Annotated in this window: 8 protein-coding genes; 3 read left to right on the forward strand and 5 right to left on the reverse strand. The window is 30.1% G+C overall.

The window, feature by feature from the left end; genetic code table 11:
* Positions 1-18: 18 nt before the first annotated feature.
* Complete coding sequence (locus ACUUYC_RS02375; protein ID WP_474263420.1) at positions 19-8,721, reverse strand: non-ribosomal peptide synthetase; 8,703 nt, start codon at positions 8,719-8,721, stop codon at positions 19-21.
* A gap of 797 nt (positions 8,722-9,518) precedes the next feature.
* On the opposite strand from ACUUYC_RS02375, the gene ACUUYC_RS02380 reads away from it, so the two are divergent.
* Together ACUUYC_RS02380 and ACUUYC_RS02385 are read left to right on the forward strand one after the other, a co-directional pair.
* Positions 9,519-11,219, forward strand: coding sequence for a hypothetical protein (locus ACUUYC_RS02380; RefSeq protein ID WP_474263422.1), 1,701 nt, complete (start codon positions 9,519-9,521; stop codon positions 11,217-11,219).
* A 578-nt stretch (positions 11,220-11,797) separates the two neighbouring features.
* Positions 11,798-12,910, forward strand: a complete 1,113-nt coding sequence (locus ACUUYC_RS02385) for a hypothetical protein (protein ID WP_474263424.1) — start codon at positions 11,798-11,800, stop codon at positions 12,908-12,910.
* A gap of 20 nt (positions 12,911-12,930) precedes the next feature.
* Here the strand turns inward: ACUUYC_RS02385 and ACUUYC_RS02390 are convergent, their stop codons facing one another.
* On the reverse strand, positions 12,931-13,545 hold the full coding sequence (locus ACUUYC_RS02390) for a hypothetical protein (protein ID WP_474263426.1): 615 nt from the start codon (positions 13,543-13,545) through the stop codon (positions 12,931-12,933).
* 166 nt (positions 13,546-13,711) lie between these two features.
* Between ACUUYC_RS02390 and ACUUYC_RS02395 the strand changes: the two genes are divergently transcribed.
* A complete protein-coding gene (locus ACUUYC_RS02395; protein ID WP_474263428.1) occupies positions 13,712-13,873 on the forward strand; it encodes a hypothetical protein in 162 nt (53 codons plus the stop codon).
* Between the two features lie 118 nt (positions 13,874-13,991).
* On the opposite strand, the gene ACUUYC_RS02400 is transcribed toward ACUUYC_RS02395, so the two are convergent.
* The 3 genes from ACUUYC_RS02400 to ACUUYC_RS02410 all read right to left on the reverse strand — a co-directional run bounded on the left by ACUUYC_RS02400 (position 13,992) and on the right by ACUUYC_RS02410 (position 17,189).
* Entirely contained in the window at positions 13,992-14,666 is a 675-nt protein-coding gene (locus tag ACUUYC_RS02400) for a response regulator (protein ID WP_474263430.1), read from the reverse strand.
* A complete protein-coding gene (locus ACUUYC_RS02405; protein WP_474263432.1) occupies positions 14,666-16,663 on the reverse strand; it encodes a tetratricopeptide repeat-containing sensor histidine kinase in 1,998 nt (665 codons plus the stop codon). The genes ACUUYC_RS02400 and ACUUYC_RS02405 overlap by 1 nt, the downstream gene beginning before the upstream one ends.
* A gap of 244 nt (positions 16,664-16,907) precedes the next feature.
* Complete coding sequence (locus tag ACUUYC_RS02410; RefSeq protein WP_474263434.1) at positions 16,908-17,189, reverse strand: hypothetical protein; 282 nt, start codon at positions 17,187-17,189, stop codon at positions 16,908-16,910.
* Between the last annotated feature and the right edge of the window lie 2 nt (positions 17,190-17,191).

Raw genomic sequence — 17,191 nt, forward strand, 5'->3', positions numbered from 1 at the left:
TTGGTGTAATGATTTTTATTATATAGAGAAATTTTCAAATTCTGTTTCTTCGTCTTCCAACATATTGTTTTGACTCACAACTTGTATATTTTCAATTAAGCGTGATTGCTCTTCTAATATAGGATGTTCAAAGATTTTGTTTACAGTTATTTTTATTGAAAACTCCTTTTGAATTTTACCTATTAATTTAACTACGCTTAAACTGTGTCCTCCTAAGTCAAAGAAGTTGTCTTTGATTCCTATATGTGCTACGCCTAGTAATTCGCGCCATAAAACGACTAATTTCTTTTCTACTTCCGTATTTGCTGGAATAAAAGCAACAGATGATATTAAATTTACATCATCTAAATTGACTAGTGCTTTACGGTCTATTTTTTTGTTTGGTGTTAGTGGAAAAGTAGCAAGTTTTATAAATTGAGATGGAATCATGTAATACGGTAATACTTCTTTTAATTGAGCGCGTAAATGATTCACATCTATATCTTTTTCACTTGTAAAATAGGCTGTCAATATGCTATCACCAGAAAGATCTTTTTTAGCAACCACAATAGCTTTTTCAATGACTTCCATCAAATTCATTTTAGATTCAATATCGCCTAATTCAATACGATATCCTCTAATTTTAACTTGTGTATCATTTCTACCTAAAAATACAAGTTCATTATCTTTGTTCCATTTTACAACATCGCCCGTTTCATATATAAATCCTTTCGCAAAAGGGTTTTTTATAAATTTTTGTGCTGTTAATTCCTTTTGTTTAAAATATCCTTTTGCCAAACCATCACCACCAATAAATAGATTCCCAATGGTTCCTTTGGGCTGTAATTGTAAAAAATCATCTAATACGTATATATCCGTATTTGCAATAGGTTTTCCGATGATCGTAGCTTGACTTGATTTTTCAATCTTTTTTAGAGTTGACCAAATCGTAGTTTCTGTAGGACCATACATATTCCAAAGTTCTAAATTAGCATCCAATAATTGAGTAGCTAAAGATTCACTCAGCGCGTCTCCACCGCATAATATTTTTAACTCTTTATCACCTTTCCAACCTGTGTTAAATAATTGTTGATAGAAACTTGGCGTTGCCTGAATTATTGTTGGTTTTACCGTTTCTAATTCGTGCATTATTTTTTCTGGTTCCACCAACGTTTCATTACTAACAATATAAACGCTTGCACCAGAAATTAAAGGAGCAAAAAATTCAAGAATGGAAATATCAAAAGAGTACGTAGTGACAGCAAATAAAATATCTGTGTTTTTAATTCCCGGTGTTTTATTAATACTCAATAAAAAATTCAGCAATGAACGATGTCCAACTTCAACACCTTTCGGATTCCCTGTAGAACCTGATGTATATATAATATAAGCAGTATCGTTTCCTTTCGGAATAGCATCAATAGTTTCCTCTAGATCACTACTGTTTGCTAAAATTTCATTTACTGTGAGTGTCGTTATTGCATCCGTAGTTATTTCTGATAGTTCTTCCGAACAAATAAGGGCTTTTATTCCACTGTGATTAATAATATATTTTAACCTATCAATTGGAAATGTTGGATCTAACGGAATGTATGATCTTCCAGATTTTAATATTCCTAATAAAAGTGCAATTGTAGTCACAGAACGATCTAAAAGTACACCTAAAGCATCTTTTTGGTGATCAAATTTTAGAGTTATATATGCTGCAATTTGTGTTGAAAGCACATCTAATTCTTGATACGAATATTGCTGTGTTTCATCAATAATGGCAACTGCATTTGGTTGCTTGGCGACCTGTTTTTTAAAGTGATCTAAAAATGTATTTTCTTTCGAGTATTCTTGTGCAGTATCGTTAAATTCATGAATTAATTGAGTTTCCTCTTTTAACGTGAGAAAAGGAAGTTTGTATAATGACTCATTAGGTTTATCAATGCAACTTTCAATTCCAATAGTCAAGTGCATTTGTAAGTCATCTATAAATGTAGCATCAAAAATAGCTGAATTGTATAGCAAATTGATCTCCAATTCGTCATTCTTCTCTTCAAAAATAAATTCTAAATCAAATTTACTCATTGCCGTATCAGAACTAACATATTCATGTACTTGCAATCCTTCTATTGTATTTGTAGCTGTTGTATTATTATCTGTGTTTTGCAAGGTAACCATCACATCAAATAATGGATTTCGACTTAAGTCTCGTTGCAAAGGCAAATCACTTACCAATTTATCAAAAGGATACAACTGATGTTCATAGGCAGCTAGTGTCGTTTCTTTTACTTTTTTAAGTAAGGTTTCAAAACTATCATTCGCTTTAAATTTTGTTCTTAAAGCTAATGTGTTAATGTATATACCTATTTGATTTTGTAATAACGCATGTTCTCTTCCCGCAATTGGTGTTCCGATTATAAGGTCATTTTGATTACTGTATTTATATAATAGAAATTTCACAACAGTCATTAACCCCATGAATAGCGTACTATTATTTGATTGACATACTGAGTTAAACTTCTTGAGAGTATTTTTAGATAGTTTCTGAGAAACAATTTTCCCACTATATGTTTTATATGGTTTTCTTTTTTTAGTAGTAGGTAATTCTAAAACTGGAATTTCTCCTTCAAATTGAACTTCCCAATATTCTTTTGATTCTTTAGCTTTGCTTAATGTTAATTGATTTTGTTCCCATGCTGCATATTCTTTGTATTGTATGGCTAATGGTTGTAAAGGATTTTTTTCTTTGTGTAAGAATGCATTATAAAGTGAGAATAATTCATTTGTAATAATCCCTAAAGACCAACCATCACTAATGATATGATGTATTATAAAAATTAGAACTATTTTTTTATCTTCTGTTTTTATAAGTTTAGCTCTTAAAAGACTTTCGTTAGATATGTCAAAATTGTAATTACTTTCAGTTTCAATTAGTTCCTTTAGTGTACTTTCTGAAGCATTTAAAAACCTAGTTTCTTCATATAAAAGTTCAAAATTGTTTTCTTCCAAAGAACATATTACTTGTCTTATTTCTCCAGTAATAGGATCTTGTTTGAATCGAGTTCTTAAAGCTTCATGTCGTTCAATGAGTGAATGAAATGCTTTTTCCATTACCTGAATGTCTGTATTTCCATCAAGAACAAAAACGCCAGGCATATTATATGCAACATTTCCACCTTCAAACTGACTTAACATCCATATTCTTTGCTGTGAAGATGATACTACATAACTATCTTGCTTTGCTAATTTTGGAATGTCTTGATATGTGAATTTAGTACTCTTTTTTATAAGTTTCGATTGATTCCTGATCGTACTTTCTATAAAGAAGTCATTAAAACTTAGGGTTGTATTGAATTTTTTATTGACGAGATTTCGAAGTTTTGTAATTTTTAAACTATGACCACCTAGTTCGAAGAAATTATCTGTGATTCCAATTTTTTCAATGCCAAGAACTTCTTCCCAAATTGAGGCTAACGTTATTTCGATGTCTTCTTTTGGGGCTATATAAGTTTTTCGAATACTATCTTCACCCGAAATAATAGGCAATGCATTTCTATTAATTTTACCGTTTGGAGTTAGTTTAAAACTGTCTAACTGCATATAAAAATCAGGAATCATATATTGAGGAAGTTTCGTTTGCAAAAACTCCTTTAAGCTCAATTTATCTATACGATTACTAGAAATATAATAACTAATTAATACTTTTTCTTGATTGATTTCTTTTACGGCAACTACAGCATTTTCTATTTCTTCAGCATACTGTTTTAGTACAGTTTCTATTTCACCTAATTCAATTCTATAACCGCGTAGTTTGACTTGCTGATCGTTACGACCTAAAAATTCAATAGTTCCATTGGGCAACCATCTAGCTAAATCTCCAGATGTATACATTTCACTATTTTCAACAAAAGGGTTATTGATAAATTTCTCTTTTGTTATTTCTTTCTTATTTAAATATCCTGACGCTAAACCTAAACCTGATATGCACAATTCGCCAGCGACGCCAATTGGTTGCAAACAATTCTCATCATTTACAATGAATGCTTTTCTGTTAGAAATAGGTTTTCCAATAGGTACTTTTTTTGAGTAAGATTCAACTTTATGATACGTTGTACAAACAGTACTTTCGGTTGGTCCGTAAGTATTGTAAACTTCATAATTTTCATACAAATGATTAATGTATTCAAAATTAAGCGTATCGCCTCCACTTATTAAAGCCCGAAAATTGAGAGATGGATAGTGAGCTAAATGTTGATTTAAAAATGCTAACGCATAAGGATTGGTGCTTAAAAGTGATATTTGTTGTTCTTCACACTTCTTAAACAATGTATCGAAATCATTATTTTCTTTTATCACAACCAATTTTCCTCCACTGAGTAGTATTGGAAATATTTCTTCGATAGAAGTATCAAAAGAAATACTTGCTTGTTGTAATAAACTATCATTTTCTGTAAGTCCAAAGTAGTTTTTAAACGTCAATGAATAATCGGAAAGGTTACTATTCTTAATAAGTACACCTTTAGGATTTCCTGTAGTTCCAGAAGTGTATATCACATACGCTAAATGATTTGAACTGGTCGTTTTTTGCAGGTTTTCAACACTAAAATCACTTTTGGATACGTTGAAACTTTCTAACTCTTGTGCATCTATAACCAACTTGCAATTACTATCCTTTTCAATATAATCGATACGTTCTTGTGGATATTTAATATCTATAGGTACATATGCAGCACCTGATTTCAATATTCCAAAAATAGCGACCAATAATTGTTCACTTCTGTCTAATTTTATTCCTATAAAATCGTTTGGTTGTATTGTGTAAGTATCTCTTAGATATTGAGCTAATTGATTTGCTTGCTCATTAAGTTCTGTATATGTTAACTGCTTATTTTCAAATACCAGCGCTATATGATCTGGTGTTTTTTCTACTTGTCCTTCAAATAAATCAATGATGGTATTCTCTGTTGGATATGCAACAGTAGTATCATTAAATTCTTCCAGTAATTGCTTCTTTTCTTTTTCAATAATATATGCTAAAGATGCTATTGAATCTTCTGGGTGATCAATAGCTTCGATCATCAAATTTTCATAGTGCGTAAACATACGTTCTATCAAAAAGACATCATAAATATCAGTATTGTACTCTATGCTAAGTGTTAAATCATCATTTTCTACAAACGTAAAGCTTATATCAAACTGTGAAGTACTTCGATTCATTGGATAGTCTTCAACTTTGATATTTGCTAAGTTCCTATCTGTTTTTATAGTATGAAGCTGCGCTTGATTTTGTAAAACGACCATCACATCAAATAATACTGAACGAGATGTATCTCTTTGTAAGTTTAGCTTATTCACCAATTCATCAAAAGGATAGTTTTGATATTCGTAAGCTGATAATAACGTTTGCTTTTGGTGTTCTAAAACATCTAAAAAGCTATGAGATCCTTCTATGTTTGTTCGAATAGCTAAGGTATTTAAATACAATCCTATTTGTCCTTCTAAATCTGGATGTTCTCTTCCTGCTATTGGAGTTCCTACAATAATATCGTTTTGGTTTGTATACCGATACAATAATGTATTAATTCCAGACATGATTGTCATAAATAAAGTAACATCTTTTGATTTTGAAAAGATGTTTAACTTTTTCAAAAAAGATGCTGAAAAGCTATGAGTTAGTGTATTTCCGTTATAGGTCTGTACTTTTGGTCTGCTTTTAAAACTTGGTAAATCTAGAATTGGAAGTATTCCTTGAAACTGAGAAAGCCAGTAAGTTTCGGCTGCTTTGTAATGCTTTTTAGTTAATTCTGATTGTAACCAAACTGCATAGTCTTTATACTGAGTTTCTAATTTGGGTAAATCATATCGCTCATTTTGAACCAAAGCATTATAGGTAGAAATGACTTCAGATATCAACAATTCCATAGACCAACCATCGCCAATAATATGGTGCATGGTTAATGAAAACAAATGTTCTCCTTTTTGAGTTTTAAATAATGCTGCTCTTAGCAATAATCCATTTGCCAAATTAAAAGAAGTCCGTTGTTCTTTATGTAAAAGTTGTTCAATTTCCTCCTTTGGTTGAAGCACTATATCTTTTTCTAAAAGATGGAATTCAAATGTATCTTCTTGCGCAATATATTGATGTATGTCTCCTAATTCATTAACTCTAAAATTAGTTCTTAATATTTCATGACGTTTTATTAAAAGGTTAAAAGCTTCTTCAAATTTTAAAATATTTAAATCGCCTTTTAATGTAACTGCGCCAGACATGTTGTATGCCAAATTCCCACCTTCTAACTGACTTAAAACCCAAATTCTATATTGAGACGTAGTTAGTGGATAAAATGGTTTTATTATTGTTTGAGGAATTGCATTGTAAACACTCGTTGATAGTTTTTTACTCAATTCTTCTATTGTGGGACTTTTGAAAAAAGACTTAAACGTAATATTCTTGTTTAATCCTTTATTGATTCTGTTAATTATTTGACCAATAAGTAAACTATGTCCGCCAAGTTCGAAGAAATTATCTTGGATGCCTACTTTTTCAATATGCAATACTTCTTGCCAAATAGCAGTTAGTTGTTTTTCTAGTTCATTCCGTGGCGCTACATAATTGTTTTGAGCCAAATCATTTATAGTTGTTTCAGGAAGTAATTTCACAGCTATTTTACCATTTGGCGTTAATGGTATCACATCCAAAACAACATAATATTTCGGAATCATGTATGAAGGTAATTTTGCTTGAAGAAAATGATGTAATGCTAGTTTTTCAATCCCTTTTTTGGAAATATAATAAGCAACCAATTCTTTTTCTTTTCCTACTTCTTTTACACACACTACAACATTTTGAATCGTTTCTGAAAATTGAATGATCGAATTTTCTATTTCTTCTAATTCAATACGATGACCTCGTATTTTTACCTGACTATCTTTTCGTCCTAAAAACTCAATATTTCCATCGGGCAACCATTTTGCAATATCTCCAGTATTATACATTCGCTCGTCTTCTACAAAAGGATTTGCGATAAAACGTTCCGTTGTTAATTCAGGGTTGTTTAAATAACCTCTAGCTATACCAGCACCAGATGCATATAACGTTCCTGGTATACCAATTGGGACAATTTCTAAATTCTCATCCAAAATATAACAATGCGTATTTGATATAGGCTTACCTATCGGAATTGAAGATGTATAGTCATCTTGAAGATTAAAAAAAGTAGTAACTACCGTATTTTCGGTTGGACCGTAATTATTGTATAGCGCAAATTTTGGTGCTTTTTTTATCTTTAAAGTATCTCCACCAGTTAAAACTGTAAGCTGATCTGATTCAAAACCTTCATGAACCAATTCATGACAAATTGTGGTTGGTAAATAACTATGCGTTATTTGCTGATTATTTAAATATGTTTTTAATTCGTGAATGTCTAAACGAATTCTTTGATCGGAAATAGGATATAGAGTAGCTCCTGTTAATAGATAAGGACACATTTCCCATATAGAAGCATCAAAGGCAATTCCTGAATATAATGTTCCTCTACTCGACTCATTAACATCATATTGTTTGATGTGCCAAAAACATAAATTAAGTAGATTTCTGTGTTCAATTAATGTTCCTTTAGGAATTCCTGTAGAGCCAGATGTATAAATTACATACGCCAAATTTGTGGCAAGCATGTTAACTTCCGGAAGTGTTGTAGGTTGATTTTTTTTGTTTTTAAAGTCATCAATAATTGAATCATCTATAATTATTTTACATTGACTATCAGATTCAATAAAGGCAATTCGTTCTTTAGGATATGCTAAATCTATTGGCACATATGCACTTCCTGTTTTTAATATTGCTAAAAACGAAATAATAAGCCAATCGCTTCGCTCTAACTTCACACCTATAAAATCCTCTGGATTAATGATGTGATTATTCCTTAAATAATGTGCAAACTGATTTGATAGTTCATCTAAATATTTATAAGAGAGCTTTTTATCTTCAAATACTACTGCAATATTTTCTGGAGACTTTGTTACTTGTGCTAAAAATAAATCGAGATACGTTTTATTTTTTGGATAATCAACGCTAGTATCATTAAATGAATATAGGATTTCTTCACGTTGTTGTTCAGATATAATAGAAAGTTTAGCTATTTCCTGAGGTATATAATCTTCAAGATTTATGAGCCATTCTTTTATATTTCCTAAAAAGTGATTTGCAACATATTCAGTTGTAAAATTTTCATCATAAGAAATTGAAACAGAAAGAGTTTCTTCCTTTTCATCAATGGTTAGATAAAAAGGAAACTGCGTTCTTTTTCTAGAAAGATTTTCATTAAATGATAGACCAAAAGTAGCATACTTATAAAAAGGGTTCTTACTTTCAGAACTACTCGTATGCGTTGAATATTTATATACTTCTTGCACTTCATTCTTAACGTCATTAAGAAATTGTTTTAAAACTTTCCCTTTAACAGATTGAGTTTTATATAACAATACTTCTTCATTCTTCGCTATTCCAGATGAAGCAATAAAATGTGACGGTTCAAAATAACGATCCAATAATATATTATAAATTGTAAGAAGAACTGTAAATTCTACAATGCTATTATTAGCAGTAAGTTTATTAAAATAAGAGAGTTCTTCTTTTTTTATACTAAGTTCTTCCGTCTTAAACAGCGTTAATGAACTATCGTTAATAATAGGGCATAACTTTAGCTTACTAACCCAATAATTATCTATTAATTTATTTTCTAGACTTGTATTCAAAAATGTATTAATTTTTTTGAGATGTATTAAATTCTTAAAGGTAGTATGAAAGAGTATTTGTAGTAATATTTCAGTAGAATGAATCTATTTTCGCAATAAATATCAACCAATAATATAGTTCCATAATGATGATACAAACTTGGATTTAGACCAAAGCTACGCTGTCCTCACTCACATGAAGTTGATTATTTTAATTCTAAAAAAATAGGGGAAAGATTAACTAATAGTTTCCTACGAGTTTTGAATGGATAAAGATCATAATATTTTTCTTAGTAACAAATTTTATAGTAAAAAATTGCTCAAAAATTATAGAATTACCATAATTGTGATCAATTATATTGTATTTAATATGGTTTATTATTTGCATATCACGCTCATTTTCAAATATCATTTATACAATGAGTTTTATAACTACTACCAATTAAATTTCTTTGTGACCCCGAACATTCAAAGTTCGAACTTTTTCATTGAGGATTTGAAGAGGATAAATGTATTTTTTGATAGGTTTATACATATTCTGAATGCTTCATAATTTTATTTTTAATTATAATTCTTGTTAACCTATAATAAAAACACACAATGTAAAAAGAACAATTAGGTATAAGTGGAACTTTTTGATTTTTTTCAAATAATCCTTTAATTAATGGAAAACCAAATATTTTTCGAAATGATGATAATATTTTCGTTATAACAGGTAATGCAAAATAAAACTACTCTAAAAATAATGATTATATACCAAATTCGCTATATTAAATAATTGAGAATCACAATAAATATTAATTCTACCTCAAAATTGTATGAAATTCAATAATAACGACTTAAATCAAATTCTTAATAATTCTTCCTTTGGCAGTTTTGACCACTTAAACTGGACTATTTGGCAAAATGACAATGCATCATCTCCAAATGCTAGACTCGTTAGTATTCACGAACACCTCCATGAAACGTTTAATCAATCAACATCCTATGGGTTCTTACTTATGGTGTATGCATACCTTGCAAGGGAAACGAGAGGAAAAAAGTATGAAAGTATATTGACATATTTAGTAGATAGATGTAGATCTGTTCATGAAATAGGAGCGACTTGTATAAGTGTATTGATTGTTGCAAGCACTCCAGGTTTTCCAGAAAAACCAATAGATATGTTAAAGAATAATAAAGAATATCTGACGTATTTCCTTCAAGGAATATCACTCCTTAAAGGACTCAATAGTCCATATTTACAAAGAATTGCATTATATAGTATTATCAATTGTTGTTTCCAAAGTTCAAAACTAATTACTACTGCTAATAAATCATTAGTAGATTTTAATCCTTTTGAAATAGATACTATTGAATTTCCAGATTCAAGATTCGAGATTATCCGTAAACATTTATCAGAAAAATTTTGGAAGCGCATTACTGATACTTTTTTTTCTGAGATGTCAAAAGAGCCTTACATTACTGATATTATTGAATCAGAAAAAGGCAATCATGTCGACGGGTTATTAGTTGATGGTAAACTTGATAATATCGGAGTAGAGTTTCAAAAGATGTTGGATATAATTATTCGTGATATATTCTCTGAATATAATACCGATGTATTATTAGGTGAACGGCATATAAATTTGTTACAACCACTTATAGATGAAACGAATAAAATTTTTCCTTTTAAAAATGCTAAAATTCCATTTAAAATCAAAAAAGATCCTGTAGATGAGAACACAAACCTACTTATAAGTGTTGAAAGTGAAACTTTAGCAATCTCTACAGAAAAACTCAAATGTCGTTTCTATTTTCTAGAGGAAATTCCTAAAGAAGAATGGAAATTTTTAATCTCAGGAAGTGATGATACTGAACACGTTTTTATTTTATCACGTGTGGGAGAAAGATTGTTTAGAAATTTTGATGTGCTAAATCTTGAGGAAGAAATAATTAAAGAATTGTTTTTAGTTCCATTAACCTGTATAGCAAAAACTGTAAATGAGGAAAACCAAAAAGTTATAGAACTTTTTTTACTACAAAATCCTGCTCAACTTGATGAATTCAAAAAGAGTATCTCTACTGTACCCATTTATGCAAATACGAGCTTATTACTTTTCGCCTATGAATCTTGGCGTATGCAATGGCTGTCCATACTTAATAAAAGTACATCTCACAATTCATTATTTAATATATTGCCAAGTATTCAGTTAGAGAAAATATCAAGGCAATTTGATTCTTTTAGCTTTGATAAAATAGAATTAATGGGAGAGGATAAAAGTATCTGCGTACTTATTTTCTTGGGCTTAAAAAAAAGAGGTAAATTAAAGACATTTTTTCTTGCTCCTTGCTCAGAAATACAAGCAAATACAATCATTAATTATATTAATACTAAACTAAGTTTTATTACAAGAGATGAAGAACTTCATAAAAGTAATCTAAAAACTTTAGCCTATACATTATCTAATATTATTTCAAAAGAGATATTTTTTGATTTTAGAGCTTTAGATTGTCTATTTGCAAAAGAATTTATTTGAAGAAGATGGTTTTTACAAAAAAAAATGATTTCAAGGCTCTATAAGCGTAACGATATTGTTTATATTAATTATCATTTGATAAGTTTTCCAAGTTCTGTTTTATTTCTAAAAAGCTGTTCTAACAACATTCTAAGAGCATCTTTCTGCTTATAATTGTATAGAATAGCTGTGTTTTCAGTTTATCTATACTGATAACAAAAATAGGTTTTTCCAGCAAGTAAAGCCTCTATCAAAGGCTTAGAGTCAAAATTTTTGATATGACTTTTATAAAATGTACTTAGAGTTTTCATTTTATTAGCGTGATGAATAACTAAATTGTGATAAAATTTAGCTTTTTTTGTTAAAAAAATGTTTTGTCTAAAATTTTAGTTCTGTAATATTCTAAAATATCCCTCTATAAGTACTGATTCCATATAAAGGTTACGAAGTTTATCAAGTCCTTCATAGGATATTATTATACTCTTTTGTAAATCTGTATCTTTACAAAGATAAATGTGTAAAAAAAATCACGTAATTACGTAGTCATTTTAATTAGTTTTTAAAGGTATCTTGTTAGTTCAAACAAATAGAAAATTATTATGTATTCACTTAATTCTTTATTCGAAAACGATAACACCAGAGAAATTGAATTTTCTCAGGAAAGTTTAAAAATAATTTGGGAAAATGATTTACACAAAAACCTCTCGTCGCATAAGCTTACTTTTTCTAAATTTAATGTTTTTTTCCAACAAGAATACTTAAAAGGCAGCTCTTCTAACCTGAATTTTAAACCCTCAAATTGGAAGATACAGATTGCTCCAACGAGAATTAAAACTATAATTTCCAATTTTTTATTGAGTTTTTTTATTACTGGACTTATACCGCCTAAAGTTTCCATTACAACTAATCAAACTAAAGATATTGTAAGAACGTTAGTTGATAGCCAAACTTCTTCTGTGAGTTCTACAAATGGTCAATTATCATTAAAAGTGCAACTTAAAGATGGACTCTTAGATAGTGACATAAGTAGTGACTACTTATACAATGTGCTAGTAGCACCTGATGTAAAGTGGTGGTTGTACTCCAATCTTTTTTCTTCAATTGTTGATAGCATCAGGACATTTCATACTACAGATACTCCTTTTAAACAATCATTAGCCGAAACTAATTTCATAATATACTTAAAAGGTGCTTCAATTCAAAAAATAACTACAAAAGGACTCTTAGAAATTACTTTTGATACTGATGATACGACTTTACATACTACAATTACTGCATTGAAACAACTACAAGGTATAGTATCTATTGCGTTGCCCAAAACAACGGTCAAGATTCGTTCTATAGAGAAAGGAAGCGTCAAAATAACGATTGAACTGAATTTAGAAGAACTCGTTATATTGCTGTATTTTCTTAAAAACATGGACTCTAATATTATTATAGATGACCCTCATGGTCTGATTGAAAAAATACCATTATCGCCCAAGAAAAAGGCAGCCCTTAAATTAAAAGCAGAGGCTTTAAAACCTATGGTACCATCTTCATTAGATCTTATCAAGGAGAAAGCTAAAATCATGGGGATTGACTTAAATAATACATTTAAAATTTTGAGTGACCCAACTGTAAGTGATGAGATAAAACAAGACATTCTAAATATCCCTATAGTTAAAGCCTTTTTAGACGATTCTGATCCCGAAAATGATTTAGTATCCTAACTCAAATAATTGCATTTAAGTTATGTTTTTTTGAATTCTCTTTTAAGCAAAGCTATAATATTCACAATCTGCGCTTTAGCATTATTGAAATAAACAAGATGATCTTCTTTTGAGGTTGTATAGTATCCATAAAAATTCAGAACCTCTAGTTCTGTTATGAGATAAATATTGTTAGGAAATTGTTGCTTAATGACATGAATAAAGTCATGTTTTAACTGTTCAGCTTCTTTGACATTTCCATATTCTAAATTCTTATTCTGTAGCTCTATCTCATCTAAGTAGATATACATTAATGTTGGAAATTTTCGTGTTAAATGAAAATCTTCAATCTTATCTTGAAAGTGTTTGCAAAATTTATCAAATGACCAAAAATCTTCTTGGTTAGAGCGTATAGAATAATATTTACTGAATCTATCAATCATTACATGTCCAGGAATTCTTTTTTCTATAGTATGTAATAAATTAAAAAATCGTTCAAGAGTTCTTTCTTTGATCACTATGGCATGATCTTCTTCCATGGCTATGGATAACTTTGATATATCATCCGGACTCATTCGACCCACCCATTCAGGAGCTACATTTTCTTTTACTAAATGAACTAAAAATATTAGTCCTGGTACTTGATGCTTTTTCATAAAATTCTCCATTTATAATTCATAAAACCTTAAAGGGACGATTTGGGACGATTTCGGTCTTTCAAACCTCTCATATATCGAGTTATTTAGCAGTATTAATCAGTGATTAAAAAGGTTGCGCGCTTAGAGATCGATCTCGCTTTTGCAATTACACAAATTTTTAATCATGAAAAAAGTTTTTTTAATTCCAACAATCCTTTTATTAGGATTAATGCTTGTGACTTCCTGTTCAATTCCCGAAGATGACATGCAAAATGACACAGAACAATCTACAACGGGTGATCCTGATTCTGATGATGATGACGTAGATGTAATTGGCGGTTCTTGATTTTTAAATAATCCTCTATAAAGGATTATATGTTTGTAGGGACTCCACTTGAGCCTAATAGCAAAAGTAGGAGTCTCTTTATTTTTGTATATATTCATAACTCAAGAGCTATTTATAATTATATCTTTTTGGTTTTTTTAAATGCAGGAATTTCTTCAATATTCTCTGTAGCTATTGAAATATACTGTACGTATTTTGCAACAAGTTCTTGAGTTGTATTGACAGAAAATCGTTTAAAAAGATTCCTTACGTGGCTATCTACAGTACTTGTAGAAATAAATAAATGTTCTGCCACCTGTTTTTTCGCCAATCCTTTAGAGAGTAACTCTACAACCTGTCGTTCCCGTTGAGTCATTGTGTACCAACGTCCACGTTCTACTGTAGCAGTAAGTTCCGGTGCCAAATAATTATTGCCTGACATGACTTCTGTAATAGCTAAATATAAGGTGCTTAATTCCAGGTTCTTATCCAGATACCCTTCAACTTTTTTACTGCTAAATAATTCCTCTATATAATCAATCTTTACATTAACCGTGAGAATAATAATCTTTATATCTGGGTATTGAGCTCTTATAAAATCTGCCATTTTAAAGCCATCTGTCTTTGAATTTCTAAAATCTAAATCCAACAAAACTAAATCAATACTATTGTTGCCGAGTTGCCCCTTTGCAGTTTTAAAATCATTGGCTGTATAAAATGTGACCTCTGGTAGTTTTTTTCGAATGACTGAATACAATCCTTCTAATACCAAAGGTTCGTCATCTACAGCTAAAATAGTGATAGGCGTTTTCATTAATCTACATTATGTTTTTTTGGTAGTGTTACTTGTGCCTCACAGCCTGAATCTGTATTTTTTAATTCAAAGCTCCCTCTCAAAAGTTTTACATTGGCTTGAATATTATGCAACCCTATGCCTTTATTATACTGTTTTGGCAAACCAATACCAAAGTCTTCTATTCGAATAGTAAAGTCTTTGCGATCTTCCGAAAGGCAAATATCGATTTTTTTTGTTTTGGCATGTTTATAGCTATTTAATAGTAACTCTTCTAAAATGCAATACAAGGCTATCTGACTTTGTTTTTTTAGTCCATCTAATTTAGTATCTCCTAAACCTTTAACATCTATTTTTATTTTTCGATAACGCTCAAAATCACTAAACAAATTACTTAATGCTTGTGATAACGTTTGTCGTTCTAGATGGTAGGCTACTGGTGCTAATTGATGTGAAAGTTTACGAATATTCTCATAGAGTATTCCTAATTCTTCGGCGATTTGTTTGTGATCGTTACTATCTGTATTACCATTGATTAGTGCTATTATTTTTAGACGAATACCCGAGATTTTATTAGCGACTTGGTCATGTAGTGATGTTGCTACCTGTTGTTTTATAATTTCCTGACCTACTTGATGAGCCTCAATATACTTTAGTTTCATGCGATTGCGATAATAGACAAATAAAATACCTAGCAACAACATGGTAATGATAAAGGCTAAAAGAATTAAATTACTTTGCTTGATTTTTAAATCCTTTATCTTTTTATCCTGCAATAACTGAGCCTCTTTTTGTTTTAAATCAACGATAAGTTCATCTTTGTTTTTAGACTCGTATTGTTCTTGAAATTTCAAAAGAGCTTTTACTTTATCTTCTTCGTAAAATTGTTTGTAGAGCTGTAGATATTTATCACTGTAAAAAAGTATACTATCATTTTGTTTCAGTTGTGTATGATATGCTTTTTTTATTTCGGTTACCCTCAATAATATACTAAGTTCTTCTGTCTTCTCCGCCCATCGTTCTGCTTGATCAAGATAATGTGTTACTGAATCAAGCTTTCCAATATTTAGGTAACTCAAGGCTAATTCTTTACCCGTCATAGCCAATCCATGAGCGTCTTGTAATGAATCTCTCAAGCGATAGGCTGTCCTATAATAGTATAGTGCGCTATCACTTTGTGTTTTTGTCGCATAGACTGAAGCTAAATTATGGAAACTTACTGCCAAGGATGCTAGCAAGTTCAAAGAATCCTTTATAATTATGGCTTGTTTAAAATACGGAATCGCCTTTTCAAATAGCCGTTGTTCTCTATAAATATTTCCTAAAGTGTTAAAAGATGCGGCTAAACCTTTATAATCTTTTAATGCAATCCTTATATCAATAGCTTTTTTTTGAAAATCAGTAGCTTTGTCATATTCTTTTATGCTTCTATGAGCAATGGAAAGGCTATAATAAAGTGTTGCCTGTAATGATTTGTTTTTTAATGAATCTACAAGAGGCCTAACTTGAAAGAGTAAGGACATTTCTTTCTTTAAATCCCCTTGATATTTACACACCTGAGCAGCATTGATTAAAGAACCCACTCTACTCTTAACATCCCCTCTTTGTAGATGGTTTTTAGCTGCTTCTTTAAAAAATATAAGAGCTTCCGTATAACGTCCTTGTTTTTTAAAAATAATTCCTTGATTATTATAAGCATGAGCCACTTCCTTTTGATTTGTACTAGCATTCGTTTCAATAATACTTACATAAAATTTAGATGCTATCTCATATTCTCGAAATCTTAAATAATGATTTCCATAGCTTAATCTTACCTTATTTAAGGTGCTATCTCCCATTTCCTGTGCCAACTCCAATGCCCTCTCCAATAACTGTACTTTAATTTCATTGGATTTTTCTGTTTTGGTTTCGTTTAAGATACTTTCAACTTCTGCTTGTGAAGATTCTTGAGCAACTAGATGGCTACATATCAATAAGCAAATAAAAAGTATATTATATGTTTTCTTAGTAATACTCATAACAACGAAGATACTATAAGTCTTTTAAACTATTATCTTACTCACATAAATACCACGTGATTACGTGATAAGATCATCTATAATTGTTTATCATTTTGTGAGTTGTTGATATTATTTAATATTAATTATTTCGATTTTTGCTAACCATTGCTGGTCAATGCCCTTAATTGAGTTTCATATATCATTTTTCAGTTAATTGAATCTTTTTTTTCATGTTTGTAATTTCCTTATCCATTTTGGCAAGTTATTTTCTCACATCTTTATAAGCAAGAGCTCTATCTTTTAATTCAGTAATAGCATCTAAATTTTCTAGGGTATTAAGAATCTCTTTTTGGTTTTTCATTAAAATTTCTACTGCTTTTTCGGATGATAGGTCTAATTGATTTAACTTTTCTTTTCTTATTAGATCCTTATTGAAAAAACTTCGTTTGATATCTACTTCGACATTTCCTTTATCCACATTGAACAGTTGTTTATCTATCCAGTCTGGATTGAGATTTTGTTCGATGATTTCTTCTATTGCCAAGC

It is taken from the genome of Kordia sp. E (assembly GCF_056033805.1).